The sequence below is a fragment of the Stutzerimonas stutzeri genome (assembly GCF_024448935.1).
In the GTDB taxonomy this organism is placed as follows: domain Bacteria; phylum Pseudomonadota; class Gammaproteobacteria; order Pseudomonadales; family Pseudomonadaceae; genus Stutzerimonas; species Stutzerimonas stutzeri_AO.
On the sequence record NZ_JAMOIE010000016.1, the window covers coordinates 42,548 to 69,008 of the forward strand.

The 26,461-nt window shown below is 61.5% G+C and carries 22 protein-coding genes, 3 pseudogenes and 1 riboswitch; of the genes and pseudogenes, 10 read left to right on the plus strand and 15 right to left on the minus strand.

The window, feature by feature from the left end:
* Window positions 1–8: 8 nt before the first annotated feature.
* The 4 genes and pseudogenes from NA637_RS07035 to NA637_RS07050 form a co-directional block, all read right to left on the minus strand.
* On the minus strand, window positions 9–2,150 hold the full coding sequence (locus tag NA637_RS07035; RefSeq protein ID WP_256071604.1) for a putative bifunctional diguanylate cyclase/phosphodiesterase: 2,142 nt from the start codon (window positions 2,148–2,150) through the stop codon (window positions 9–11).
* Between the two features lie 93 nt (window positions 2,151–2,243).
* Window positions 2,244–5,948: pseudogene (locus NA637_RS07040) on the minus strand (CHASE domain-containing protein).
* A 152-nt stretch (window positions 5,949–6,100) separates the two neighbouring features.
* The gene (locus NA637_RS07045; protein ID WP_256071605.1) at window positions 6,101–6,757 is read right to left on the minus strand and encodes an OmpA family protein; all 657 of its coding nucleotides are present in this window, start codon (window positions 6,755–6,757) and stop codon (window positions 6,101–6,103) included.
* A 121-nt stretch (window positions 6,758–6,878) separates the two neighbouring features.
* Window positions 6,879–7,109 (minus strand): annotated as a pseudogene (locus NA637_RS07050) (MBL fold metallo-hydrolase); the annotation flags it as partial.
* A 21-nt stretch (window positions 7,110–7,130) separates the two neighbouring features.
* On the opposite strand from NA637_RS07050, the gene NA637_RS07055 reads away from it, so the two are divergent.
* Window positions 7,131–9,221: an ATP-binding protein gene (locus NA637_RS07055; protein ID WP_256071606.1), complete on the plus strand. Its 2,091-nt coding sequence runs from the start codon at window positions 7,131–7,133 to the stop codon at window positions 9,219–9,221.
* A 200-nt stretch (window positions 9,222–9,421) separates the two neighbouring features.
* Here NA637_RS07055 and NA637_RS07060 read toward each other — a convergent pair whose 3' ends face one another.
* On the minus strand, window positions 9,422–11,104 hold the full coding sequence (locus tag NA637_RS07060) for a fatty acid--CoA ligase (RefSeq protein ID WP_256071607.1): 1,683 nt from the start codon (window positions 11,102–11,104) through the stop codon (window positions 9,422–9,424).
* A 154-nt stretch (window positions 11,105–11,258) separates the two neighbouring features.
* On the minus strand, window positions 11,259–11,888 hold the full coding sequence (locus NA637_RS07065; protein ID WP_256071608.1) for a LysE family transporter: 630 nt from the start codon (window positions 11,886–11,888) through the stop codon (window positions 11,259–11,261).
* Window positions 11,889–11,950: 62 nt separating this feature from the next.
* On the opposite strand from NA637_RS07065, the gene NA637_RS07070 reads away from it, so the two are divergent.
* The 4 genes from NA637_RS07070 to NA637_RS07085 all read left to right on the plus strand — a co-directional run bounded on the left by NA637_RS07070 (window position 11,951) and on the right by NA637_RS07085 (window position 15,335).
* Window positions 11,951–12,913 (plus strand): 2-hydroxyacid dehydrogenase, encoded by a 963-nt coding sequence (locus NA637_RS07070; RefSeq protein WP_256071609.1) that lies wholly within the window; start codon window positions 11,951–11,953, stop codon window positions 12,911–12,913.
* A 57-nt stretch (window positions 12,914–12,970) separates the two neighbouring features.
* Window positions 12,971–13,969, plus strand: a complete 999-nt coding sequence (locus NA637_RS07075) for a class I SAM-dependent methyltransferase (protein ID WP_256071610.1) — start codon at window positions 12,971–12,973, stop codon at window positions 13,967–13,969.
* 35 nt (window positions 13,970–14,004) lie between these two features.
* A riboswitch (yybP-ykoY riboswitch) is annotated at window positions 14,005–14,104 on the plus strand.
* A 115-nt stretch (window positions 14,105–14,219) separates the two neighbouring features.
* Window positions 14,220–14,807 carry a TMEM165/GDT1 family protein gene (locus NA637_RS07080; protein WP_256071611.1) on the plus strand — a complete coding sequence of 196 codons (588 nt, stop codon included), beginning with the start codon at window positions 14,220–14,222 and terminating at the stop codon, window positions 14,805–14,807.
* An 84-nt stretch (window positions 14,808–14,891) separates the two neighbouring features.
* Window positions 14,892–15,335, plus strand: a complete 444-nt coding sequence (locus NA637_RS07085; protein ID WP_256071612.1) for an ester cyclase — start codon at window positions 14,892–14,894, stop codon at window positions 15,333–15,335.
* Window positions 15,336–15,359: 24 nt separating this feature from the next.
* Here NA637_RS07085 and NA637_RS07090 read toward each other — a convergent pair whose 3' ends face one another.
* The 4 genes from NA637_RS07090 to NA637_RS07105 all read right to left on the minus strand — a co-directional run bounded on the left by NA637_RS07090 (window position 15,360) and on the right by NA637_RS07105 (window position 17,439).
* A complete protein-coding gene (locus NA637_RS07090; RefSeq protein ID WP_256071613.1) occupies window positions 15,360–16,169 on the minus strand; it encodes a M48 family metallopeptidase in 810 nt (269 codons plus the stop codon).
* Between the two features lie 141 nt (window positions 16,170–16,310).
* A complete protein-coding gene (locus NA637_RS07095) occupies window positions 16,311–16,931 on the minus strand; it encodes an SOS response-associated peptidase (protein WP_256071614.1) in 621 nt (206 codons plus the stop codon).
* Window positions 16,932–16,995: 64 nt separating this feature from the next.
* Entirely contained in the window at window positions 16,996–17,256 is a 261-nt protein-coding gene (locus tag NA637_RS07100; RefSeq protein ID WP_256071615.1) for a DUF2007 domain-containing protein, read from the minus strand.
* Entirely contained in the window at window positions 17,257–17,439 is a 183-nt protein-coding gene (locus NA637_RS07105; RefSeq protein ID WP_256071616.1) for a CPXCG motif-containing cysteine-rich protein, read from the minus strand.
* 197 nt (window positions 17,440–17,636) lie between these two features.
* On the opposite strand from NA637_RS07105, the gene NA637_RS07110 reads away from it, so the two are divergent.
* Window positions 17,637–18,803 carry a 1-acyl-sn-glycerol-3-phosphate acyltransferase gene (locus NA637_RS07110; RefSeq protein ID WP_256071617.1) on the plus strand — a complete coding sequence of 389 codons (1,167 nt, stop codon included), beginning with the start codon at window positions 17,637–17,639 and terminating at the stop codon, window positions 18,801–18,803.
* A 25-nt stretch (window positions 18,804–18,828) separates the two neighbouring features.
* Here the strand turns inward: NA637_RS07110 and NA637_RS07115 are convergent, their stop codons facing one another.
* Both NA637_RS07115 and NA637_RS07120 read right to left on the minus strand, forming a co-directional pair.
* On the minus strand, window positions 18,829–19,107 hold the full coding sequence (locus tag NA637_RS07115; RefSeq protein ID WP_256071618.1) for a hypothetical protein: 279 nt from the start codon (window positions 19,105–19,107) through the stop codon (window positions 18,829–18,831).
* 320 nt (window positions 19,108–19,427) lie between these two features.
* On the minus strand, window positions 19,428–20,012 hold the full coding sequence (locus NA637_RS07120; RefSeq protein ID WP_256071619.1) for a YajG family lipoprotein: 585 nt from the start codon (window positions 20,010–20,012) through the stop codon (window positions 19,428–19,430).
* A 162-nt stretch (window positions 20,013–20,174) separates the two neighbouring features.
* Between NA637_RS07120 and NA637_RS07125 the strand changes: the two genes are divergently transcribed.
* Entirely contained in the window at window positions 20,175–20,300 is a 126-nt protein-coding gene (locus NA637_RS07125; protein WP_256071627.1) for a hypothetical protein, read from the plus strand.
* A 140-nt stretch (window positions 20,301–20,440) separates the two neighbouring features.
* On the opposite strand, the gene mqo is transcribed toward NA637_RS07125, so the two are convergent.
* Window positions 20,441–21,928 (minus strand): malate dehydrogenase (quinone), encoded by a 1,488-nt coding sequence (gene mqo / locus NA637_RS07130; RefSeq protein WP_256071620.1) that lies wholly within the window; start codon window positions 21,926–21,928, stop codon window positions 20,441–20,443.
* Between the two features lie 300 nt (window positions 21,929–22,228).
* Window positions 22,229–22,528: a PA4642 family protein gene (locus NA637_RS07135; RefSeq protein ID WP_256071621.1), complete on the minus strand. Its 300-nt coding sequence runs from the start codon at window positions 22,526–22,528 to the stop codon at window positions 22,229–22,231.
* A gap of 189 nt (window positions 22,529–22,717) precedes the next feature.
* Between NA637_RS07135 and dauA the strand changes: the two genes are divergently transcribed.
* Entirely contained in the window at window positions 22,718–24,451 is a 1,734-nt protein-coding gene (gene dauA, locus NA637_RS07140; RefSeq protein WP_256071622.1) for a C4-dicarboxylic acid transporter DauA, read from the plus strand.
* 81 nt (window positions 24,452–24,532) lie between these two features.
* Here the strand turns inward: dauA and NA637_RS07145 are convergent.
* Window positions 24,533–24,646, minus strand: a pseudogene (locus NA637_RS07145) (serine/threonine protein kinase); the annotation flags it as partial.
* Window positions 24,647–25,574: 928 nt separating this feature from the next.
* Between NA637_RS07145 and NA637_RS07150 the strand changes: the two are divergent.
* A complete protein-coding gene (locus NA637_RS07150; RefSeq protein ID WP_256071626.1) occupies window positions 25,575–26,069 on the plus strand; it encodes a DUF2726 domain-containing protein in 495 nt (164 codons plus the stop codon).
* Between the two features lie 134 nt (window positions 26,070–26,203).
* Window positions 26,204–26,461, plus strand: a 258-nt coding sequence (locus NA637_RS07155) for a DUF5924 family protein (RefSeq protein WP_256071623.1), incomplete at its 3' end; no start/stop codon positions are given.

The window sequence follows — 26,461 nt, forward strand, 5'->3', positions numbered from 1 at the left end:
GGCCGGCACTAGCCGGCCGGTCGATGCTCAAGCTGTAGCCAGTCGATTGTTCGCGGGAATTCCAGAGCGTCCTCGACGGCCAGCCCTGGCGCGACCAGAAACCCTTGCATCACCTGGCAGTCATGGTCGATCAGCCACTGGCGCTGGGCCAGCGTTTCAACGCCCTCGGCAATCACCTCCAGTCCCAGGTTTCGCCCCAGATCGATAATGGTGCTCACCACTGCAGCATCGCGGGGTGAATCGAGCATGTTGGCGATGAACAATCGATCAATCTTCAGCGTGTCCAGGTCGAAATGGCGCAGGTAAGCCAGCGATGAGTAACCGGTGCCGAAGTCGTCCACCGCCACCCTGACCCCCAGCTCACGCAGTTGAAGAAGCTTGTCGCAGCTCTGTTCCAGGTCCTGCATCAGTGCGCCCTCGGTAACCTCCAGCTCCAACTGGCGGGGATCAAGCTGATACTCATCGAGCAGCCGGCGCAACTCGTCGATCAAGCCGGCTCGGCGGAACTGCACCGGGCTGACGTTGAAGCTCAGCACCAGCTTGTCGCCGAATCGCTCACGCCAGCCGCGGCACTGGGCCAGGCCTTCACGCAGCGCCCATTCGCCGACCCGGTCAATTAGCCGGGTTTCTTCCAGCAAGGGGATGAACACACTCGGCTCCACCGAACCGCGCCCGGCGTAATCCCAGCGCAGCAAGGCCTCGAACCCGCGCAGCTCACCGGTCGCGAGCACGACCTGTGGCTGATAGGCCAACGCGAAACCATTACGCTCGATGGTGCTACGCAAGTTCTCTTCCATCATCAGGCGCGCGTGGGCCCGCCCGTTCATCTCACGGGAGAAGAAGCGATACTGCTGCCGGCCGTTGCGTTTGGCCTCGTACATGGCCATGTCCGCCGAGCGAAGCAATTCCTCGACGCTCTGGCCGCAATCCGGAAAATTCGCAATGCCAATACTGGCACCGAGCGTGACATCGGTGCCTTCGATGGTATGTCGAACCGAAATCAACTCGATGAGTTTTTCCGCCACCTTGGCGGCATCTTCCGGATGATCCAGAGAATCCAGCAACGCAGTGAACTCGTCACCCCCCATTCGGGCGATGATGTCGTACGGACGCATGCAGGCTTCCAACACGCGCGCCACACGACAGAGAATCTCGTCGCCGGCATCGTGCCCCAGCGAATCGTTGATGCGCTTGAAACCATCGAGGTCGATATAGAGGATGGCCATGCGTTTGCCGTTGCGATCGACCCTCGCCAGAGCCGAATCCAGCGCCTGATGAAAACCGCGACGATTGAGCAGGCCCGTGAGCGAGTCGGTTACCGCCTGGGTTTCCAGCTGCACGTGCAGGCTGCGCACCACCGACATGTCCAGGGCGATCACCACCATTGAACGCTGCTGACGAGGCAACGGTGATGAAGACAGTGCCACTGGCAGCGTGTCTCCGTTGGCGGTGAACAGCTGCGCCTCATGCAGACGATAGGTATTGCCGCCACGCCAATGTTGGTAGAAATCGGTGTCGCGCCAGGCCAGCGGCATCTGCGGCGAGGCCAGATGCTTGATCAGCGCGGTACCTTGCAGATCATCGACGCTGGTGTGCAGCATTTTGGCGATTGCCGGGTTGGCGAAGCTGATGAATCCGTCCTCACCCACCACCAGGATGCCTTCGGCAGCATTGTTGAGTACGGAAGCGTTAAACGCTCTTGCACTGTCGAGCTGCTGGCTGAGCAGCTGCAAGTCACGCCGATTATGCTCATGGCTGAGCAATGTATTGATCTTGTGCTTGAGCACCTGCGGATCGAACGGCTTGAGAATGAAATCCACCGCACCCGTCGCATAACCACGCAACACCGACTCTCGCGTATGCGCAATGGCCGATACGAAGATGATCGGCGTGTAGCGTGCGTGCGGACTGCCGCGCATCAGGCGCGCCACTTCGAATCCGTCCATGCCTGGCATCTGGACGTCCAGCAACACCAGCTCGACGTCCAGATCGAGCAACGCCTGCAACGCGGCTTCACCAGAATTGACCGTATGGACCTGCCAGTCGCCATCGCCGAGCAGGGCCTCCATGGCCACCAGGTTCGCCTCGCGATCATCGACGACCAGCAATGTCCGGGTCCGAGGCTTTGATTGGGGTTGCGACCATGCCATCAGCCGCGCCCCCGGCACAGCGTGATTGGGCTTCCGCTACCGACGCCTGCAGGGACGCCAGTTCGGCTTGAACGATGCGTCATACACTTCTCCTTAGGGACTTGCATGAGGGTCATCAGTACGTTCCAGACGCCGCAGCAGCTCGGCCAGCCTGGTGCCGTCGACCGGTTTGAACAGGATGTCGTCGGCACCGGCCGGGAGGCTCTGTTCCGAAACAGCCGCATCAGAGCCGACCGCCATTGCCACAATCGGCACCTGACAACCATAGTCGTTTCTGAGCTGACGGATCAGTTCGGGACCGCCATTATCCGGCATGGACAGGTCCACCAGCGCAAGATCAAAGGCATCTTGATCGAAGCGCTCCAGCGCCTCGGAACAGGTCGTGACTGGCACCACCTGCAACCCCTGCTCATCAAGCATGGCGCTGATGGCATAAATCGCCCGCACGTCAGAATCGACCAATAGCACCCGCTGCCCCAACAGGGGATGATCCAGTTCGTCTCTTGCTCACGCCGCAGTATCGACCCCGGCGGGCTTCAGTGCATCTTCCATATGCTCCAGTCCTTCTGTTTTCGACAACACAACCGATGAATAACGCTTAAGCCGCTGCAGATTCTTTTCCGATAGCGCCTCGCGACTGGTCAGGATCACCCTGACGTCTTTCAGCGGTCGCAGGCGGTCCAGCGCGTCCAGCAAGTCGAGCCCGTCTTCGCCGGGGAGGTCGAAGTCGACGATCAGCACCGCGTAGCTGTGCTCAGCATAGGCCAGCCGGGCCTCTTCGCTGCGCTGGCATTCGCTGACCCGGTAGCCGAGCCGCTCGAAATGCTCCCGCAGTTGACGGCGCCGATCCGGCTCGGTTTCCACCAGCAGAAGCCGAGTCCAATAGCCTTCCTGACGCGACAGATCGACAAACAGGCGCTCCAGTTCCGACTGAGCCACAGGCTTGAGCAGGTAGCGTGAGCCGTCGTCCGACCAGCCCTGCGGCTGTGGCACGCAGGAAATGATGTACACCGGCGTGTCCTGGTGCCTGGGGTCGGCTCGCAGCGCCCGGTGGACCTGCCAACCGCTGATGTCAGGCAGCAGGACATCCAGAATCACCGCTGCGAAACGGTCCTGAGCTGCCGCATCCAGCCCTTCTTGTCCGGTTCCGCAGATAACGCTGGAAAAACCGTGGGATTGGGCCACCTCGGCCAATACCGAGGCGAAATCGGCGTCGTCCTCGACAATCAGCAGCCCGCCACCCTGTCCGCGCCGCTGCAGTGGTCGCAGCGTGCGAATTTCTGGAGTTGCGGCAACTTTCAAGGGCAACTCGACCGTAAAACTCGAGCCCTGGCCTGGCGCGCTTTTAAGCCGGATGCCACCACCGAGCGCTTCTGCGAGCTGACGTGCTATGGCCAACCCCAGCCCGGTGCCGCCGTATTCACGACTGATGGAGCCGTCGATTTGCTGGAACGCCTGGAAGATTCGCTCGTGCTGATCCTCGGCAATACCGATGCCGGTGTCGGTTACGCAAATCTGCAGCATTTCTGGCTCGACAGCGCTTTCAGCCTGCCGGCTGGACACCTGTATATCAACGGAACCGTGCTCGGTGAACTTCAGAGCATTGGTAATCAGGTTTCGCAAAATCTGCTGCAACCGAGCCCGGTCGCTGACCAGCGAAGCAGGAACTCCCTCGTCGATCCGGGCCTTGAGGGTCAGCCCGTTTTGCGCGGCCATGGGCTCGAGGTTCGCAACCAGCTCCGCCAGCAATTCGCCGAGGTCGAGCGGCTCCGACTTGATCTGCATGTGCCCAGCCTCGATCTTGGCCAGATCGAGCACATCGTTGATCAACTGCAACAGATCGTGACCGGCCCGGTGAATGATGTCGGCATGGCGGACCTGCTTCTCGGTCAGGTTGCTCGCAGTGTTCTGCCTCAGCTGATCACTGAGGATAAGAATGCTGTTCAGCGGGGTGCGCAGCTCGTGCGACATGTTGGCGAGGAATTCGGACTTGTAGCGATTGGCGACCATCAACTCGTCAGCTTGGTCACGGAGACGCCGTTCCGCCGCCTTGCGGTGCGCGATATCGATCACGACTGCCTGCACCAGTTGCTCTTCTCCACTGCGCAACGGCGACAGCCCAACCTCGACGGGCAGCAGCCGACCATCGCGATGGCGACCGAACAGCTCCCGGTTTTCGCCCAGGCGGCGAGCCTCCGGTTCCTGCCCGAAACGGTAGCGCACCTCGTTGTAGATCTTGCGCATCGATTCAGGGATCAACAGCTCGATGGGCTGGCCCAGCAAGTCTTGCCGGCTGTAGCCGAACAGCAGCTCGGTTTGCCGGTTTACCATGACGATTCGCCCTTCATGGTCGAACAGGAGAAAGGCGTTCGGCGAAGCTTCGACCACATTGCGAAAACGCTCTTCGTCACGTTTGCGCTGCTGCAGGTCGACCAGATTGAGCAGATGGTGAACGGACTTGTCGCGCTTGAAACTGGTCAGGCTGAGCGAAACCGGGACCGGCGAGCCATCTTCGCGCAGCGCTTGGCTTTCCCGCTGATCGGCTTCAGGTTGTGGCCCGTTCGCGGTCTCGTCCAGGGCCCCCGGAACGTAGCGACTGAGGCGCTCGCCAGCGAGCAGGCCAGCACTGCTACCAAGCAGCGTAGCGGCACTCTGGTTGGCCAGTTCGATCCGCCCCTTATCACTGCAAAGCACAGTTGCCACTGGCAGTTGCTCAATCAGCTGACGAAACCATGCCTCGCGCTCCTGAAGTTGCGCGCCAAGCGTCTGGCTGTTGCGCAACGCCCGTTCACGCAAATACAGGTAGCCGCCAATCAACAGCGAAAACAGCACAGCTGCAGTCAGCGCCGCAACCAGATTGAAGGCCCTACCCACCCGGTTGAGGATGGCTTCGTATTCCGGTGTGCTGGCAACTTCCAGCTGCCAGCTACGGCCGTACATGTAGATATTGCGGGTGCGCTGGAAGCTGGCGTCGCTGCTCACCGTGGCTCGCCCGACCAGCAAGGGCTCGTCTGGGGCGGCGGCGTCGAACAGCTGCAATTGCAACAGCTTGCTGCGCGAACCCAGCACCCCCTCCATTAGATCGGTTAGCCGGAAGGCACCGTGAAGCGTTCCGGCAAAGGCTTCCTGGCGCTCTTCCGAGGTGGTGATGGGAGCACCGGCCCGGTAAAGAGGGAGATACAACAGAGTGCCCACTTGCGCGTTCTGCTCGGTCTCCTGCTGGAGCCGCAACGGGCCGGTGAGCATCGGAGTGCCGATGTCGCGCGCCGCCATCACGGCTTGCCTGCGCGTTTCCTCACTTAGCATGTCAAAACCCAGCACTCGACGGTTACGCCAATCAAGCGGATGAATGTAATCCACGATCAGGTATTCGCTGCGCTCACCTCGGGGATAGATGTGCAACTCACGCCCGCCCTGGCGAATATTCGCGAGCAGAACGCTGAGGTCCTCTGCGCGGGCATAGCGCGCCAGACCAATGGCCAGGATGCCAGGGTAGAAATCCTGGAGTTGAAGCTGATCGGACGCCCGATTCCAGTCCTGCAGGCTGGCTGCATCGCTCCCGACGAAAAGCCCCGCCAGACCTCGTAAAACCATCTCGTACGCGCGCATACGCTCACGCAGAGTGCTTTCAACGTCATTGACCGTCAGGTTGAATCGCTGGGCCTGCTCGGCGCGCAGCCGCATTTCCTGAACATGCCATTGCCAGCCAACCCATCCTCCGAGCCCTACCATCAGGGCCAGCGTCACTACCAATGGCAGCCAAGGCTTACGAGAATGGAGAGCGGAACGATCATCCATTCGACCTCCTCAGTGCCACTACATGGCCCGCTGTCACAAGCGTCAGAGTCGTGGATCGTTCAGAGGTTCAACTGAAGCGACAACTAGCCGTAAAGATGACGCCATCGAAATGGCGCAAGCGAGCCCTGGTAGTCTCGCCGGCGCTTCGCCGCTTACAATGGCCGCAGATTGATCTCTACACGACGGTTCTGCGCCCGCCCGGCAGCGGTATCGTTGCTGGCGATCGGCTGGCTCGAGCCCGCACCATAAGATGAGATACGTGAACCGGGCACGCCGTTGCCTTCCAGATAGGTGGCAACGCTATGCGCGCGCCGGTTCGAAAGGTCCTGATTGAGCTGCTGCGAGCCGGTACTGTCGGTATGGCCGATGATGTCGACACCGTTCTTGTTGAACTCTTTGAACACCTGGACCAGTGAATTAAGCGTAGGGTAGAAGCTACTGGAAATGTCAGCTGAATTGCTTGCAAAGGTAATGTTGCCGGGCATGATCAGCGTCAGGTTATCGCCTTGGCGCTGCACTTGTACGCCTGTGCCCTGCAGCGTCTGGCGCAACTTGGCTTCCTGGGTATCGACGTAGTAACCATAGCCGCCGCCGGCGGCCCCACCGACGGTGGCTCCGATCAATGCGCCTTTGGCACGGTCCTTTTTGCTGGAGGTAGCGGCGCCGATTACCGCACCACTGACCGCACCGATGCCGCCGTAAATGCCGGCCTTGCCCGCTTCTCGTTCGCCGGTGTAGGGGTTGTTGGTACAGCCGGCCAGCAGTGCGACGGTGGCGGCGAATGCGGTCAGGTTGCTGAATTTTTTCATGGTGACTTCCTTCATCTGCGGGACGCAGCCTGCCGGGTTAATCACCCGCAGACTGAAATGCGCCGCTAGGTTAACACTCAGTCAGTAGCAGAACCGGAACGTGCCGACGAACCTCGACCAATCAAGCACGGACAACGGGGTCCTCTCGCATCTCGTCACCCGATCGCGTTTGCGGTCCGTGCCCTATGATGACGATCGCGTCCTCGTCGAGGCGGTACAGCCGCTGTCTGATCCATCGTTCGATGGTGGCATAATCTCCACCCATAGACCGGTACGGCCGATTCCGCGGCAAAACAGCGTATCCCCCGGCAACCAGCAGCTTCGCCTCGGGGAACCAGAAGCACATCGAGCCCGCACTACTCACCTATACGGCATGCGCAGACGTGCCATTCAGACGGAGAGCCGAGCCATCGACATAGCGGATCTGCAGCGCATCTTCGATGCCCTGCCCGGAATCGTCCTCGTGGTTGCCAACGATGCCGACTACACCATGGTCGCCGCTAGCGACGAGCGCTTGCGGGCGACCATGACACAGCGTGAAGACGTCATTGGCCGTCCCCTGTTCGACGTCTTCAACGGCGGCGAGGCGGCGAGGCCGGGCTCGCCGGGCGTTAGCCTGTTGCGCGCTTCGCTGGCCGAGGTGGTGCGCACGGGGCGCCGACAGGAGATGAAGACAGTCGGCTACCCATTGCGACGCCCGCAAGACGACCGTTACGAAACCCGTTACTGGGACGTTATCAACATGCCGGTGCTGGATGTCCAGGGCCAGGTCCGTTACATCATCCATCAAGCCGAAGACGTTACCGAAAGCCTGCTCGAACAGGAGTCCGCAGCGCTGCGTCTGCGCGAGAGCGACGAGCGCCTGAACGCGGCCCTGCTGGCTTCCGGTACCGGCACCTTCTATTGGGATCTGCGCAACAACCGCCTGGACATGGATCTGCCCATGCAGCGGTTGTTCGGCCTGGAGGGCCTGACTTCGGGCTGGCTCGACGAGCTTCTCGACAGGATCCATCCGGAGGATCGCGACAGCATTGCCCAGCAGTGCGAACGCTGTGCGCGCTACGGAGACGACTTCGAGATGCAGTTCAGGGTCAGGCTGCCGGAGGGCAACGAGCGCTGGTTATTCGACAAGGGCCAGACCTTCACCGATGCCAACGGCAGGCCCTCGTACATGGTCGGAGCCTGTCTCGACATCACTCAGCACAAGCGTACCGAACGAGCGCTGCATCGCCTCAACGAAACCCTCGAGCAGCGCGTCAATGCCGAAGTCGCAGCGCGCGCCAAGACCGAGGCAGCACTGCGGCAATCGCAGAAAATGGAAGCGGTCGGCCAGTTGACTGGCGGCCTGGCGCATGACTTCAACAACCTCCTGGCGGGCGTGATCGGCTCGCTTGAACTCTTGTCGGTTCGCCTGGACCAGGGCCGCACCGATGATCTGCAGCGTTACATCCGCAGCGCGCTGACCTCTGCCACTCGGGCGACCGCGCTCACCCACCGCCTGTTGGCTTTTTCACGGCGTCAGACGCTCGATCCCAGCCCCACCGATCTCAACACCCTGATAGAAGGGATGATGGAGCTGCTGCAACGCACCATTGGGCCAATGGTGCGCTATTCGATGCAGTTGTCGGACCAACTCTGGCTGACCCTCTGTGACACCAACCAGCTGGAAAACGCCCTGCTGAACCTCACCATCAACGCCCGCGATGCGATGCCTGACGGTGGCCAGTTGACGCTGATCAGCGAAAACCTGCGGCTGGACGAGCCGCTCGCCCACGAAATCGGCCTGCAATCGGGCGAGTACGTCGCACTCGGCGTCCGTGATACCGGCGTCGGCATTCCCCAGGAAAAGCTCGGCTACGTCTTCGATCCGTTCTACACCACCAAACCTCTGGGTGAAGGTACGGGGCTCGGCTTATCCATGGTCTACGGCTTCGCCAAGCAATCGGGCGGGGGCGTGCGTATCGAGAGCACGGTGGGCGAAGGAACCAGCGTCTGGATCTACTTGCCCCGCCACCACGGCCAGTCGGCCAGCCTGCATGCGCCGTCCAGTACGGGCCTGCCAACCGCTTCGGTCGAGGGGCGTACCGTTCTGGTGGTGGATGACGAACCCAATGTCCGCATGCTGGTGACAGAGGTGCTGCAGGAAATGGGGTTGAATACCCTGGAGGCCGCCGAAGGCCCCAGCGGCCTGCGCATTCTCGACAGCGACGCACACCTGGACCTGCTGATATCGGATATCGGACTGCCCGGCGGCATGAACGGGCGGCAACTCGCCGATGCCGCCCGGGAAAAACGCCCTTCGTTGCGTGTGCTGTTCATTACCGGTTACGCCGAGAGTTCGGTGCTGCAGCGCAGCAACGCCTCGTACGACTATCAGGTCCTGACCAAGCCGTTCACCCTCTCGACCCTCGAAGACAAGGTCCGTAGCATGCTGGAGCCCGGTCAGGATAACGGCGAGCCCTAGCAGGCCGTCGAAAATGAAGGCGAGGCAGGCAAGACAAGGCAAAAAGGGCCGAGGAAGCGGACCGGGCTCGCGATCGACCGGGCTCGCGATCGACCGGGCTCGCGATCGACCGGGCTCGCGATCGAGTTTGCTGTTGCAATGAGCATCTCGGGGACCTTTTAAACGCAGGATTGCCAACCCAGGTTGTTTGCAACAGCCTGCTAGACGGACGATATGGCGCTGTTGCCCTGCTCCAACCAGCGTGCGATGTCGCCCCGGATGCGCTTCTTGTCCAGCTTGCCGACACTGGTCTTGGGGATGTCGGTGACCACCGCGATCTGCTGCGGAATCGCCCACTTGTTGATCTGCCCCTGCTCCACTGCCGGCTCAAGGAACGCTTGCAACGCGCGCGCGTCTAGCCGCTTGCCTTCACTGAGCACCAGCAAGGCGAAGGGTCGTTCGCCCCAGCGCTCGTCTGGCACGCCGACCACCGCCACGTCGCGCACCGCATCGTGGCGGCTGATCAGCCCTTCCAGCGCCAAGGATGAAATCCACTCGCCGCCCGTCTTGATGACATCCTTGATGCGGTCACGAATGTCGATGTTGCCCATTTCGTCGAGGGTGGCCACGTCACCGGTATGCAGCCAACCGCCCGCCCACAGTTCTTCACTCTTCTCCGGATTGCCCGCATAGCCTTGCGTCAGCCAGGGTGCCCGAAGCACCAGCTCACCTTGGGACACGCCATCGGCCGGAAGAAAACTGCCGTCAGCCGCCTGGATTGCGGCATCGACCAGCACCACCGGGATCCCGGCTTTGAGGCGGTAGCTGGTCTGTTCGTCTTCACTGGCGTTGCGCAGCTCGTCGTTGATATGGGCACCGGAAATCAATGGACAGGTTTCCGACATCCCATAGGCCGTCGCCAATTGCATCCCACATGCCCGAGCCGATTCGTAAAGGCCGCGGGTGAGCGCACTGCCGCCGATTATGATCTTCCAGCCGCCAAAGTCGGTGCCCTGCGCCGCCTTGGCTTTGAGCAGCATCTGCAAGATGGTCGGCACGCAATGAGAAAAGGTGACCTTCTCTCGACGCCAGAGCTCAACCAGCAGCTCCGGATCGTAGCGCCCCGGATAAACCTGCTTGAGGCCCAACATCGTCGCCACATAGGGCAAACCCCAGGCGTGTACGTGGAACATGGGCGTAATAGGCATGTACACGTCGCCCGCCGCCATCAGCTGAGGGTTGTCGCGGCAGCCGACCGTCACCGCACCGGCCAGCGTGTGCAGGACCAGCTGACGGTGCGTGAAATAGACGCCCTTGGGATCACCGGTGGTGCCGGTCGTGTAGAACGTGGTCGCCACCGAGTTTTCGTCAAAGTCCGGGAAGTCGTACTTGGCCTCTGCGGCCGCCAGCAAGCTCTCATACTCTCCGATGCAGTTCGGCAATTCGCACTGTTTGTCCTCGGCATCGGTGATCAGCAGGGTCTTGTCGACCGTTGTCAGCTGGCCGGCGATGGCGTGGTACAGCGGCGCGAACTCGCTATTGACGAGAACGAAGCGGTCCTCGGCATGATTCATGGTGTAAAGAATCTGCTCAGGTGACAGCCGCACGTTGATGGTATGCACCACTGCGCCGATCATCGGGATTGCGAACATGCATTCGAGATAGCGATGGCTGTCCCAATCCATCACCGCCACAGTGTCGCCGGCTTTGACCCCTGCGGCGGTCAACACGTTGGCAAGCCGGGCAATGCGCTCGCCCAGGGTGCGATAGTCGAAACGCAGCTGGTCGCGATAGACAATCTCGCGGGTGCGCTCGTAACGCTGCCCCGACAACAGCAGGCTCTTGATCAACAGGGGGTACTGGTAGGCGTTGGCGGCGGGTTTGATCACTCGTGTCTGCAACATAAGGCTTCCTGTTATTGATGTTATGGAGACAGCACGCTAGCTGTTGGCGCGGGCCGCTTGTGCGACCGGGCCGTACCGTTGTGCTCTTAGGCTATCTGGCTTCATGGTATTCAACCTGCAGAGACAGGCTTCACGCAAGGGCAGGCTCGGCCAATCAGGCGATCTCGCTTGCCGCCAGCCGAACGCCAAGACCAATCAACACCGCGCCGGTGACGCGATCGAACCAGTGCCCCATACGCGCGAAGCCGGCCCGCACGCGCGAGCGGCTGAACAGCCAGGCCACCAGGCAGAACCATAAGCCGGTAGCGAACGCCAGATATACCCCATAGCCCGCCTGAACGGCGAGTGGGGTATGGGGGTCGATAACCACTGTGAATAGTGACAGAAAAAACAGCGTGGCCTTGGGATTCAGGCCGTTGGTGACGAAACCCACCGTAAAGGCATGCCTGCGAGATTGCGTCTCGCCAGTGCCGGACGGTGGCAGATCGCCGACCGCAACGGGCTTGGCGCGTAGCGCCTGAATACCGAGATAGAACAGATAACCCGCTGCCAACCACTTGAACAGGTTGAACAGCACGATCGACTGCGAGACGATCAGACCGACTCCGAGCAATGAGTAGCCGACGTGGACCAAAATGCCAGCGCCGACCCCGATGGCCGTCCAGCTGCCGCTGCGCTGACCGCGGGTCACGCTTTCACGCACGACCACCGCGAAGTCCGGTCCGGGGCTGGCGACGGCGAGCAAGTGAACCAGCGCCACGGTGAGAAATTCCATCCAGTACATCCAGCGACTCCGTTATTCCCCGGGGCGGAACATTCGCCCAGTGATTCATACGAGTAAAGTCCATGAGCAATCGCCGCGCCGTGTTCCTTGATCTATCCCCACTCGACCAGGGCGACCTGGACCTGGCCCCCTTGCAGTCTGCCTTTGCTGAGCTGACCTGCCATACACAGACAAGGGAAACACAAATCGTCGACCGACTGCAGGGCGCCCAAGTCGCCATCGTCAACAAGGTGGCGCTGAACGAAGCAGCGCTCGCCGCCTGTCCGGACCTCAAATTGATACTGGTCGCCGCGACCGGCGTCAACAACATCGACCTTGCCGCCGCCAAACAGCATGGCATCACGGTCTGCAACTGCCAGGCCTATGGCACCGCCACCGTGGCCCAGCACACCTTGATGCTACTGCTCGCGCTGGCTGCGCGCCTACCCGATTATCAAGCCGCCGTGGCCCGCGGTCGCTGGCAGGAAAGCGGGCAGTTCTGCCTGCTGGATTTCCCCATCGTCGAGCTGGCCGGCAAGACCCTCGGCGTGCTCGGTCACGGCGAGCTGGGTAGCGCCGTCGCCAGACTGGCCGAGGCGCTGGGCATGCGTGTGCTGGTCGGCAACCTGCCAGGGCGCCCGCCTCGCCCGAACCGACTGGATCTCGACGAGCTATTGCCGCGGATCGACGCACTGACCCTGCACTGCCCGTTGACCGAACAGACACGCAACCTCATCGGCGCCCGCGAGTTGCGATTGATGAAGCCTTCAGCCTTCATCATCAATACCGCCCGGGGTGGCCTGATCGACGAGCAGGCGCTGGCCGACACCCTGCGCAGCGGCCACCTGGGCGGCGCCGCCACCGATGTGCTGATCAGCGAACCACCCAGCAATGATAACCCGCTGCTGGCTGCAGACGTACCGCGCCTGATCGTGACGCCCCACAGTGCCTGGGGAAGTCGCGAAGCCAGACAGCGCATCGTGGGCCAGCTGCGCGAGAATGCCGAAGCCTTCTTCGCTGGTACCCCGAAGCGTCAGGTGGGCTGACGCTTCTGCAGCCGGCGACAAGGCTGCTAAGCTCGCCAGCTTTTGTCCGGAGGCATCATGGATCCTCGAAGCGAAGTACTGCTGCGCCAGGCCGAACTGTTCAGTGGTGACCTGCTGCTCGCCGGGCTACCGGCTGACGATCTGCTTGGACAGCTACCGGGCGCCGTCGGCTGGAGTTGGCACGCCGGAGAACAGCACAGCCTGCAGACTCGCTTTGCCGGTCGTTGCTCATTTGCTGTCGAGCCGCCCACGGCTCCATTCGATAGTGCCGTTCTGTTTCTGCCCAAGTCACGAGAACTGACCGATTATCTGCTCAATGCACTGGCTGCCAGATTGCCGGGCCGCTTGCTGTATCTAGTGGGTGAGAAACGTGCCGGCGTGGAACGCGCCGCGAAACAACTGACCCCACTCGGCGAAGCGCGGAAGCTCGACAGTGCCCGGCACTGCCAGCTCTGGCAGGTCAAGGTCACACACAGCCCGCCAGCTCCGGAACTGGCGACCCTGGCTCAACGCTTCGAGCTTTCGCTTGTGGACGGACCGCTGCAGATCGTCAGCTTGCCAGGCGTGTTCAGCCATGGTCGTCTCGATCGCGGAACCGCCCTGTTGCTGGATCAACTCGATGGACTGCCCGCCGGCAAGCTGCTGGATTTCGGCTGCGGCGCGGGCATCGTTGGCGCCTCGCTGAAAAAACGTTATCCAGAGAGCGAAGTGGTGATGCTGGATGTCGATGCGTTCGCTGTCGAAAGCAGCCGCATGACCCTCGCCGCCAATGGGTTACAGGCTCAGGTGATCGCTGGCGACGGCATCGACGCCGCTCCGGAAAACTGCGCGGCGATCATCAGCAACCCGCCGTTTCACCAGGGAGTACACACCCACTACGGGGCCAGCGAGGCATTGCTGCAACGTGCTGCCAGCCACATCCGGCCCGGTGGTGAGCTAAGGCTGGTGGCCAATGCATTTCTCAAGTATCCCCCGCTGATTGAAGCGCATCTGGGCCGCTGCGAAACGCTGGTCACTGCCGACGGCTTCCGCCTCTACCGCGCGCAGCGTGCCTGACCGACTTGCACAACGCGCCACGCGCGGGCAAACTCGCGCCCGTCCTGGGGGAGTAGTCTCCGGCGCGCACCCAGCCCGCCCGGCATGTGTCAACATACTTGGTCCACAGACCATGGCGCATGCGACCCGCGCGGCCTGCTCACGCAGCCTCGCCTGGTCTGACAAGACCCATGACACGTACACCTGACCCGGGGCGGGCAGGCGGTGCGTGTCATGGTGATTAGTCGACCCGCCCCCGCAAGGAAGTCCGTTGGAATCGTTCTACATCCCCACCCTGATCGTCGCACTCGCCGAGATCGGCGACAAAACACAGTTGCTCGCCCTGCTGCTGGCTGCCCGCTACCGGCGACCGCTACCCATCATCTGGGGCATCGTGGTGGCCACGCTGGTCAATCATGCGGCTGCCGGAGCCATCGGCAACTGGGTTTCATCGCTGGTCTCACCCGCCGTCCTCAGCTGGGTTCTCGCCGCCTCCTTCGCCGCCGTCGCGCTGTGGACGCTGGTTCCCGACAAGCTCGAGGAAGAAGAAGCTTCTCGCGGGCGCCGCTTCGGCCCCTTCGTGGCGACGCTGATCGCATTCTTTTTGGCGGAAATGGGCGACAAGACCCAGGTCGCGACCGTCATGCTCGCTGCGCAATACCCCCATTTCATCCTGGTGATCATCGGTACCACGCTCGGCATGCTGATCGCCAATGTGCCGGTGGTACTGGCCGGCAATTTCGCCGCCGACCGCATGCCGCTCACCCTGATTCGCCGTGTTGCCGCCGTCGGCTTCGCCGCGTTGGCGCTGTATGCGATCTATCAGGGCCTGACCTTGAGCGGCATGCTTCCAGTCTGATACGCAGCGCAAATTGCCTCACCACGGGTGCTGTTAGAGTGCGTCTTCACCGCCTTCTGGCGGCACTCGAGGGGAGCAGGCGACATGTCACCTGAGGAACGAAAACGGCGGGTTCGGCAGCATATCGACCTGAGCTGGAGCAAGGGTCGACTGGCATTGGCTGAACAGTTGCAGAGCCGTTACTTCAGCTACAGCAGTTCGTTCATCTCGCAGCCAGTCAACAGTACCGGTTTCGGTCTGATCGTGCGGGAAATCCGCCAGGCCATTCCGGACCTGGAAGTCGCGGTAGACGACTGCCTCAGCGAAGGTAACCGCGTCGTGACCTCCAGCACCCTGTTCGGAACGCTGGAGAAACCCGTGTTTGGCCTCGCACCGAGCGGCAAGATCCTCACGGTCGCCGCGATGTCGATCTGGACACTCAATCCGAGCGGCGATATCGAGGAAATCAATACCCTGTTCGACCTCGAAAGCGCTCGCAAACAGCTGGGCATGGACAGCCCGATCCCGCTAACGCTGCCATCGACCTGACCTGGGCGATGACAGCTGCAGGCCTCAGCGTCGCTGCTGGTACAGCGGCATCACCTTCGGAATGGTTTGTTGCAGTGCCTGCGTGCGACTACCCGATGACGGGTGGGTGCTGAGAAACTCCGGCGGAGCGGAGCCGCCGACCGCTGCCATCTTCTCCCACAGGCTAACCGCCGCGTTCGGGTTGTAGCCGGCGCGCGCCGCCAATTCCAATCCGATCAGGTCGGCCTCGTTTTCGTTACTGCGGCTGTTGGGCAACGTCATCAGGTATTCGACGCCCATATTGGCGAGCTGCAAACTGCCATCGCCAACCCCGAAGGCCGAACCGATCTGTGTCGCCATCTGCACGCCATAAGCCTTGGACATCGCCTCGCGGCCGTGTTCACGCAGCGCATGGGCGATCTCGTGCCCCATCACCGCCGCGATCTCGTCGTCGGTCAGGTTAAGTTTCTCGATCAGCCCGGTATAGAAGATGATCTTGCCGCCCGGGCCGCAGTTGGCGTTCAGTTCCGGGCTGTCGATCACATTGACCTCCCAGTCCCACTGCGCCGCATCCGGGCGAAACGCCGGGACCTCGGCGATCAACCGCCGGGCGATGGAATTGACGCGCTTGCTGACCGCGCTGCTTGTTTCGAGCATACCTTTCTCAGAGGCCTCGCTCAGGGTCTGTTGATAAGACTGGGCGTACATCTGGTTGACCTGCTCGGTCGACAACATGCTGAACATGTACTGTTTGCGATCGACCCCGACCGCACCGCCACTGGTGGTATTGACGGCCTGACAACCGGCGAGCACGGCGGCCGCCAGAAAAATAGCTAATGGATGCCGCTTGAGCATGTCGCGTCTCCCGTGGATTCTGCGCCATATGCTAGAGCGAGCCCGGCGGCCGAGCAACCGACTGCTGACGCTGCCACCCAAGTCACACGCTTCCGGCAGCATCGCCCAACGCCGCTCCCATTCGATGTACCTGGCCTGCGGCTAGTTCACCGGCGTCAGGCACTCCGGAGCATCGAGCATGGGGTCATTGACCAAGGTCGCCAGGGGACGCTCACGTAACGCCGGCTGCGGTGCGGCCAGCAGCGCCTGCAGCGCTTCGGGAGGGGTCTGCGGATCGAGCCAGGCGGTCATGCCGGTCTGATCCAGCATCAGCGGACGGCGCTGGTTCGCTGCTGGACGCGTCACCACCGCCGCACTGAGATAGGTATGACCCTGTACCGGATAGGCTTCCCAGATCGCCGCGAAATAGATCAGCGAATCTTCTCCGGTCATCCAATAGGGCCGCTTGCGCGCGGTGCCGCGCCATTCATAAAAGCCGTTGGCTGGCAGCACGCCACGGCGCAAGCGATAGGCGTCGCGAAACATCGGCTGCTTGGCCAGGGTTTCTACCCGCGCCTGCGCCGGGGTCCGGGTGAAATCGCTCAGCCACGCCGGGGTCAGCCCCCAGCGCGCGCGACTCAGCTGCAGCGCAGCTTCGACCTGCCGCAGCAGCAGCACCGAGGCGCCGGGCGCCAGGCTCCAGTGCGGTTGTTGATCGACGGGGAAACCGGGCAGCGCGGCAAAGGCTGGATTCCAGCGAAACAGGGCGTAGCGGCCGCACATGAACAAAGGACTCGATGGGAAAAGGGGCCGAATGCCAGCTACCGCGACGTCACTCGGATGGCATTCAGCAGATGAGTTCGCCCGGATAGCTTTCCGGCTCGTCGCCGGGCAGCGGTTCGGCGCCATTGTACGCAGCAATCAACTGCATCGCGCGATCAGCTTCAGCATCGGCGACCATCAGCCCGAGCAAACCGGCCACAGGCAACTCGCCGACCGCACCGATCAGATGTCGCCCATTCAGATGCACGTCGACACCTTCGGCGAGCAGCATGCCGCGTAGCATCTCCGCCTCGAGCAGATCACGCGGCTCGTATATGCGCTGCATCTAGTCATCCTCCCGCCGAACATCGAGCTGCCAATCGCTGCCATCGGTACGCAGATCGAACATGATCGGCCGGCAACAGACCGAGCAGTCTTCGATGTACTGCTGATCGCCACCGCTCAGATCAAGTAACGCCTCCACCCCTTCGCCGCAATAGGGGCATTGGTAGTCCTGTGATTCCAGCATCAACGTCTCCTGCGTGACTTGCCGCTATAATCGCCGTCCGGATTCTGTAGAGATGCCCCAGGGCGCATTTATCCGCGGGCCCGACCAGTGCAACATGGTTTTATCCTAGCCAGCGGTGATCGCGACCAAGCATCCACAGACCTAACTTTGACCCTTTGAGTGACTGGGTTATCCAGTTTGTTACCCTAACAGAGAACATGATGGACGAATTCGAAGGCATCCGACCCTACGCCGATGCCGAGGTCCCTGCTGTCATGGCGCGACTGTTCGCCGACCGGGAATTCCTCGATATTCTGGCGCACTTCCGCTTCCCGCGGCTGGCCGGTCCAATGGGCTGGATGCTCAAACCTCTCATAGCGCAACGACTGCGACGCGAATTCGCCACTATCCATTCGATCGACACGCTGCAGGCGCGAATCGAGATGTACCTCGACCGCACCATCGAGCGCGCCACGGATGGCATCACCTATTCCGGGCTGGAAAAACTGCGGCCGGGCTGCGCCTATCTGTTCATCGCCAACCACCGCGATATCGTGATGGACCCGGCTTTTGTCAACTATGCAGTATTTCAAGCCAAGATGCGCACACCGCGCATCGCCATTGGCGACAATCTGCTGCAGCGACCCTTCGTCAGCGACCTGATGCGGCTGAACAAGAGTTTCATCGTGCGCCGCTCGGTCACAGGTAGACGTGAAAAGCTCGCGGCCTACCAGCTGCTTTCCGCCTACATCAACCACTCGATCCGCAACGATGGCGAGTCGATCTGGATTGCCCAGGCCGAAGGGCGGGCCAAGGACGGAGACGATCGTACCGATTCGGCAATTCTGAAAATGCTGCACATGAGCCGCAAGGACGAACCCTTTTCCGACGTATTGGCGACCCTGCAACCGACACCGGTTTCGATCAGCTATGAGTACGACCCCTGCGATCAGGCCAAGGCACGCGAGCTCTACATTCGGGCCAGCACCGGCAGCTACACCAAGGCGCCTGGCGAGGATGACACCAGCATCGCCCTCGGCATCACCGGCTACAAAGGTCGGGTGCATGTCAGCTTCGGTACACCAATCAACGAGGTACCCGAGGATGCAAAGCAACTGGCGGCCGCTATCGACCGGCAGATCCTGACGGACTACCGTCTGTTTCCGGTGAATTTCCTGGCGCATCGGATGTGGCAGAATCGCGACCCGGCGCTGGCGATACCCGAGCTCAGCGAGCTGTTCAGCCGTGCGGAAATCGAACGCGCCGAGGCCGAATGGGGCAAGCGCCTCGCGGCATGCCCAAGCGTGCAGCAGCCCCACCTCATCCAGCAATACGCCATGCCGGTGCGTAACCAGTACCGATTGAAAGCTGGCTTGAGTCTCTAAGACGCGGCACAAGCCCGACTGGCCGTCAGGTCAGCCGGGTCAACGACGAAAGCAGGCAGGCCAGCCCCAGACTGCTGAAGCCAAAGCCATAGAAAAAGCGGTCAAGACGCCGGGTAGCTGCCACGCCACCTTGCTCAGCAGCGGAGAGACGAGAGCCCGCAAGGGAGGTCTCGGCGCTCGACAGTTGCCGACGCCAGCGCGTCGCCAGCAACAGCCAGGCACCGCTGAGCGCGATCAGCAAGGCCAGTGAATTGACCAGAGGCGCGACCCTCGCCAGCGTCGAATAATCAAAATCAAGCAACAACCGCATTCTCCGTTGGGGCGAAAACATACAGGCCTGGGCGGCCGAACCGAGGGCAGCGGAGGCTACCGGAGCGGCACTGCCGGCCCAGCCAGTTTCCGACAGAACGGAACACAACCAAGCGATGGCAATCTGCCGTGTATTTGCGCCATTTATGCAGACCGGTTCCGTCTCGATTGTTGGCTTATGCACTTCCCCGCGCCGAGTGTGCAGGGGGCTTTTACACCTTGGTGGATGCGCCCTGCCGGGCGCACCGAAACAAAACCCCCGCCAAAGGGCGCGGTTCTGTTCTGTCGCAAATGACCGTCTGGGCTAGTTGCGGCTCACTGCGCCAGCACCTGACCAATATTCTGGTCGCGGAAGGTGCGGGTCAGCGCATCGCTCAGCACCTCGGTTACCAGCTTGGTGTTGGTCTGCTCATTCGGTGCCATACCGAAGCGCTGGTTCAAAGAAGCGCCGTAGCGACCGGTATAGCGGCGACCGCCGTTCTGCACCTCGACGCGGAAGGTCGCACCGATGGTAGCCTCGGTCACGTACAGGCCTTCCTTCGGCGACTGGTACTTCAGTTCAGCCAGGGTCAGGGTCAGTTGCGGCGCGTTGTAGGCATTGGCCGACGGAGTGAACCCCAGCAACCGGACCGCCGCTTCGGCCTGGGCCTGCAGTTTGGGAATGATTTTTTCTTTCGGCACGATCACCGCACTGGTCTCCGGATACAGGCCGCCACGGGTGCCCAAGGTTGCAGATGGGCGACCGTCAACCACACGCACTGCTACCGGTTGCCCTTGCCCGACGGGATTGATGGTATCGGTGAGTTTGGGACTGGGGTCGAGCTGTTGAGGACTGTGGGCACAACCGGCGAGCACCAGTGCTGACGCGACGGCGAGGCTGAACAACAGGCGTTTCAGCATGCTGCTTACTCCAGGTTAGGGATGGGTGGCGCGCAGTATAACCAGCACCGCAACCGCCTGACAGTGATCCCCTAAAGACCGCCTGCAGGTCGGCCACGTTCCATTCATGCAACCGTAACCTCAGGGTGTGATAACAGCGAGCAGCCCTACGAGCGCCTGGTCATGTCTTTCTTCAAAACCCTGCTTCGACAACAGCCACCGCGTCACTACGCCCTTCCGGGCAACCAGGATCGCTGCCGCATGCTGCTGACGGCCAATGAGCGCCCTCATGGTGAACCCTGGGTCTAGATTGCGGAAATTCGTCTCGGCTGGATCGGTAAGCCACTGCTTCAAGCAGCCCTACGGCAGCGTTCCGACCCCATCCCGCACGCCTAAAAAAAGCCGCGCAGCCCTAACCAACGCGGCTTGCTTACATCGCGTCTTGACGGCTAGTCGGCCAGCCCCAGACGCTTGTCGACTCTCGAGACGACCTCGCGGTAGACCGCAGCATCGGCTTCGAGAACCTTCTCCCGCGCCGGGAATATTTCGGCGAGCTTACGGCTCCAGGCTTCGCTCTTCGCCTGCTCGGGGAAGCAACGCTCGATCAGGTCAAGCATGATCGAAACAGTAACCGAGGCACCTGGAGACGCGCCCAGCAGTGCGGCGATCGAACCATCCTTGGCCGACACCAACTCGGTGCCGAACTGCAGGATGCCGCCCTTCTTCGGGTCCTTCTTGATGATCTGTACGCGCTGCCCGGCCACTTCCAGGCGCCAGTCTTCTGCCTTGGCTTCAGGGTAAAAGCCGCGCAGGGTTTCAAGACGGTCTTTCATGGATTGCCGGACTTCCTTGATCAGGTAGCGCGTCAGGTCCATGTTGTCGCGCGCCACGGCCAGCATCGGCTTGAGATTGCTCGGGCGGATCGACAGCGGCAGGTCGAGCGGCGACCCATGCTTGAGGAATTTGGTGGTGAAGCCGGCGTACGGCCCGAACAGCAGCGACTTCTGGCCGTTCACGACACGGGTATCCAGATGCGGAACCGACATCGGCGGTGCGCCTACTGCAGCCAGGCTGTAGACCTTGGCCTGATGCTGCTTGACGATCTCCGGATTGTCGCAACGCAGCCACTGACCGCTGACCGGGAAGCCGCCGTAACCCTTGCCTTCTTCGATGTCGGACATCTGCAGCAGCGGCAGCGCTGCGCCGCCAGCACCGAGGAAGACGAAGCCGGCCTCGAGCTCACGGCTGCTGCCGTCGCGCGTGTTCTTGATTTCCACGCGCCAGCCCTTGCCGCTGCGCTCGAGGCCAATGACCTTCTGGAAATAGGACATTTTCACGCCCGGCTTGGCCGCGAGGTATTCGAGCATCTGCCGAGTCAGTTCACCGAAGTTGACGTCGGTGCCGTTCATGGCGCGGGTGGCGGCGATCGGCTCGTCGACCGGACGGCCTGGCATCATCAGCGGCATCCACTCTTCCATCGTGGCACGGTCTTCGCTGTAGACCATGTTTTCGAAGGCATGATGGGCTTTCAGCGCATTGAAGCGGCGCTTGAGGTAGTCGATGTTCTTGCTGCCGCGGACGAAGCTCAGATGCGGCACGACATTGAGGAAGTCGCGGGGGCTGCCGAAGCCTTCACGGCCCGTCAGGTAGGCCCAGAACTGCTTGGAAACCTCGAACTGGGTATTGATGGTGACAGCTTTCTTGATATCGATCGGACCGCCAGTGTCCGGCGTGTAGTTCAATTCACACAGCCCGGCGTGGCCGGTGCCGGCGTTGTTCCAGGGATTCGAACTTTCGACGGCGCCGGACTCCTGCAGTTCGACAATTTCCAGCTTGATGTCGGGATCGAGGTCCTTGAGCAGTACTGCCAGAGTCGCACTCATGATGCCGGCTCCCACCAGCACCAAATCCACGGCTTCGCTATCGTGTTGCGTCATTAACGCGTTCTCCAGAATCACAGCATTAAACTGTCACGACCGCAGTACGCGATCGTGTAGAACCACCAGCCAGGCGGCTGGAAACGGAGGAGGTTTCCATACCGCTGCTCGGGCTTGTGCCCGAAGACAGCCACCGCAGGGTGCCTGTCCGCTGTCGGGAGAACGGCTTTTGGCCTTCTCCCTCTCGCTCCGAAGCTTCCCGGAGCGGGGCGACAGGCCTGGGCTCTACGGGACGCGTGCAGCGAGAAAAGCTATTGCCGCTGCTGATTGCTCAGCCAGGTCATGCGTGAAGTTCGACGGTTACAGACGAGCTGAGCCGCGCGCGGCCTCGACCAGCTCGATATAGGGCTCGGCCTGGCGCTGATCCGCAATCAAGGCTACGAAGTCCTGCCCCTTGGCATCCTTCGCATTCAGGTCATACCCGGCTTGGACAAAGAATCCGAGAAAACGCTCGAAATCATCGACCCGCAAACCGCGATACGCCTTGATCAGCTTGTGCAACGAAGGCGGCGTGTCGTCAGCCGGTTCCGGCTCGAGAAACAATTTGATGGACTCGTCGCTGACTTCCTCGCCGTTCACCTTTTTCTTGTCTTTGCGCATGGTTTCTCCGACTCGACGGGGCCTTTCGGGGGCGGCAGTTTACTCTGCGAGGCGAACGCACTCAACGCACTAGACGCCTTTGCGACCAAGGTCGTACGCGAAAGTCCTCGATTTGCTGCCGAAGTTGCGCTCGCCCCTGCCGGGGCCTGTGCTTATACTGGCACTTTATTGCGCCAAGGAGTGCCTGGCATGAACGTTCCGCCGCTGTTCGCCGCCTGGCGTCACACACTGCGAGCGGGCTACGGTGGCAGGCAGCTGCGCGGCGACATCGTGGCGGGATTGACGGTTGGAATCATTGCCATACCACTTGCCATGGCACTGGCGATCGCAGTGGGTGTCGCACCGCAACATGGCCTGTATACCGCGCTGATCGCCGCGCCGCTGATCGCTTTGACCGGAGGCTCGCGGTTCAACGTATCCGGTCCTACCGCAGCCTTCGTCGTCATCCTCCTGCCGATTACCCAGCAATTCGGCCTCGGCGGGTTGCTGCTCTGCACCATGCTCGCCGGGCTGATCCTGATCGCGCTCGGGCTGTTGCGTGCCGGTAGGCTGATCGCCTTTGTGCCCTACCCCGTCACGCTTGGTTTCACTGCAGGCATCGGCATCGTCATCGCGACTCTCCAGTTCAAGGATATATTCGGGCTGACATTGACCGAGCAGCCGCAACATTATGTGGAACAGCTCAGCTTGCTGGTGCGTGCCCTGCCCAGCGCGCAGTTGGGTGACGCACTTGTCGGCCTGCTTTGCCTGGGCGTCCTGATCGTCTGGCCGCGTCTGGTGCCCAAAGTGCCAGGCCATCTGGTTGCCCTCGTCGTGGGTGCACTCGCCGCAATGGCGCTGGAATCGGCCGGCGTTACGGTCGCCACACTTGGTGAGCGCTTCAGCTATGTAGTCGGGGATGTGGTGCACCCCGGCATTCCACCGTTCCTCCCGGATTTCGCCTGGCCATGGCTGTTGCCCGGCCCTGAGGGTCAACCGCTGGTGCTGAGCTTCGAGCTGTTTCACCAACTGTTGGCGCCGGCATTCGCCATCGCCATGCTCGGCGCCATCGAATCGCTGCTCTGTGCGGTGGTCGCCGATGGCATGGCCGGCGGCAACCACGACCCGAACGCCGAGCTGCTGGGCCAAGGCATCGGCAACCTGGTCGCTCCGCTGTTCGGTGGCATCACGGCGACCGCCGCCATTGCGCGCACCGCCACCAACGTACGCGCCGGCGCGTTCTCACCACTGGCGGCGATCATTCACGCAGGCGTGGTGCTGGTGGCCATCCTCTGGCTGGCACCGCTGTTCAGCTATCTGCCGATGGCCGCCCTGGCGGCGCTGCTGCTGATGGTGGCCTGGAACATGAGTGAAGCACCGCACGTCTTCAAGACACTGCGAATAGCACCGCGCAGCGATGTGTTGGTACTACTGACCTGCCTGAGCCTGACCGTCCTGTTCGACATGGTGCTGGCGGTGGGCGTGGGGCTGTTGCTCGCGGCCGGGCTGTTCATCAAACGCATGAGCGAGCTGACCGACACCACCCGCCTGAATCTTGGGCAAAACCCCGTCTTCCGAGACCTGCCCGAGCACGTCGCTGCCTATGCGATTCGTGGCCCGCTGTTCTTCGGCGCGACCGAAAAGGCGGTGAGCGTGCTGCGGCGCTTCAATCCAGACGTGAAAATCGTCATCGTCGACATCAGCGGCGTGCCGATGATGGACATGACCGCCCTGGCAGCGCTGGAAAACGTTCTACTGGACTACCGCAAGCAAGGCATCGCGTTGATTCTGTCCGGCAGCAATGTCCGGTTACGACTCAAGCTGCGCCGCGCCGGCATTCACCCGCTTGAAGGACAGCTGTACTACGTACGCAATCTGACCCAGGCTCGGGCAAAAGCCTTGCGCCTGTTACCGGAGCCGGCAGCCGCCGGGCCAACCGCCTGATACGAAACACGCTCATTGAGCTGCAGGCGCGTGCCAGGCGCTTCTGCAGCTCAAGCGACCGCAGCGGCCAGCAGCTTGACCGGCGTACGGCTGCAGGGTCGCCATCATTTCCTTCAACGCTTCCATGTTGTCGGCCGGATGCGCCGCGTTGTCGAAATTGCAGATCTGCTGCCAATGGGCGGCAATGTCCTCGGCCCCGGTTGTTCATTTTACGACCAACCCGCTATGCACCAGTCGTGGCGCGCCCTGGCGCTTCGTTTCCCCATGTTATCCACAGAGAGCCCCACAGTAATACTGAACAATAAACGGCCGCGCTTCCAGCTCTCACCACGCAGCCGCTGTCAAGCAAAATATCCGGCGTAACAACTACTTAACCCTACCCAGGCGCCAGCTGATCAGTTCTTGATCAGGGCCCGCAACCCCAGCAACAGCGCCTGCTCGCGAAAGCCACCAATAGGTTATACACAGAAGCTTGCACAGACTGAGGGGATAAGTTTGGCACAAGGCCTACCGAAGCGATCAACAAAAGCCAACGGGCATGCCGGCGGGAAGCGACCAGGCTGGTTTGCATAACCAGCGCTGCGACGCGCTGGGCACTGCCGCCTCATCTGGCACCGAGCTATTGACCCGATTGCCCGCCGTACCGCTGTATGAAAAACGACCTATCCGCTACAGCCCAGATGCGATGGCGTTTTGGTAGGGTTAACCCACGTTTATCCACAGCACCCTCCACAGCAATCGGGGATAAGTCCAAAGCTCCCGTTATGCAGACGTACGAAAACTGCGAATGGGCCTGTTTCGAGATGGCAAATCCGTTTGGTTGTGTGTTTTCACGTGTAGTGGCGGCGTGATCAAAAGTTGACCAGGCGATTGAAAGCGGTACAGCTTGGGGCGCTGCGCTGTTGACCCCAAGGTTATCCACAAAACACTCAACAGATATAGGGTATAACTGTCCCGAGCACTCCAAGTGCGGAGTTCGCAGCGCTGAAAGGCGTTCCCGGTGTAACGAACTTCGCCGGGGGCGCCTCCTCCAATAGGTACATCCGCAGTACCGGAGCACTTTCATGCCGTCATGGCTCGTTTCTGCAAGCTCGCCTCCGTCAGTGCCGGAGGCCGCTCGATGATGAGTTTCCTGGCTCTGGTGCTAGTGGCATTCGTCTGCTTTGCGCTGGTCTTTTTTATCAAGCAGCGCCAGTACAACCACCCGGCGCTGCGCATGCCCTATAGGCTGCAACAGCCGTTTTTCCAGCCGAGCGAGCAGGAATTACTGGCCCTGTTGCAGCAAGCCGTGGGTGAGCGCTTCCTGATTCTATGCAAGGTGCGTGTCGCCGATGTGGTCGAAGTCACAGCGGTTCCGCGGCGTGCGCCCTGGTATCAGGCGGTCAACCGCATCTCTGCGGCACGGTTCGATTTCCTCTTGTGCGACCCGCAGACCTTGACGCCCCGTTGCGCCATCGAAATGGAGCAGCCTGACGAGGCCAATGCGTTCGTCGATGCGCTCTGCCAGACCATTGATCTACCACTGATCCGCCTGACGCCGGAGACCGCCCGCGCCTATGATCGCTTGTGCGCGGCCATCGATCAGGCAATCCCTCCGATCTCCCGCAGCTCGGCATAATCAGCCGCTGCGATGCCTGAACGGCAGCGCCGGAACACAAGCACAATAGACTGCCTACAGACCAAGGATGAGCCCCTCGCTCGTTCGGCGTCTGCCTCGTATCAATCGGAGACCCCCCTCACTGTGAAGTCGACATGTCGTTGAAGTCCCGCCTCTCGAGCCTGTTCGAGCTGGCCTCGCGGCTGATTCGCCGCTACCCCGGCACCGTTGCACTCTTTGGTTTCTGTTCGGGCCTGGCCAGTTTTGTGCTGGTCGAGCGCCACGCCGGGCTGGCCAAGGTCATCGCCGCCTTGATGCTGTTGAGCTGGCTCTGGCTGATGCTGGAGAAAAACCTGCGCACCGCTCTGGAACACCGCTTCGGCTGGAAGTTGCCACCGCCTTTGCTGCGCTAT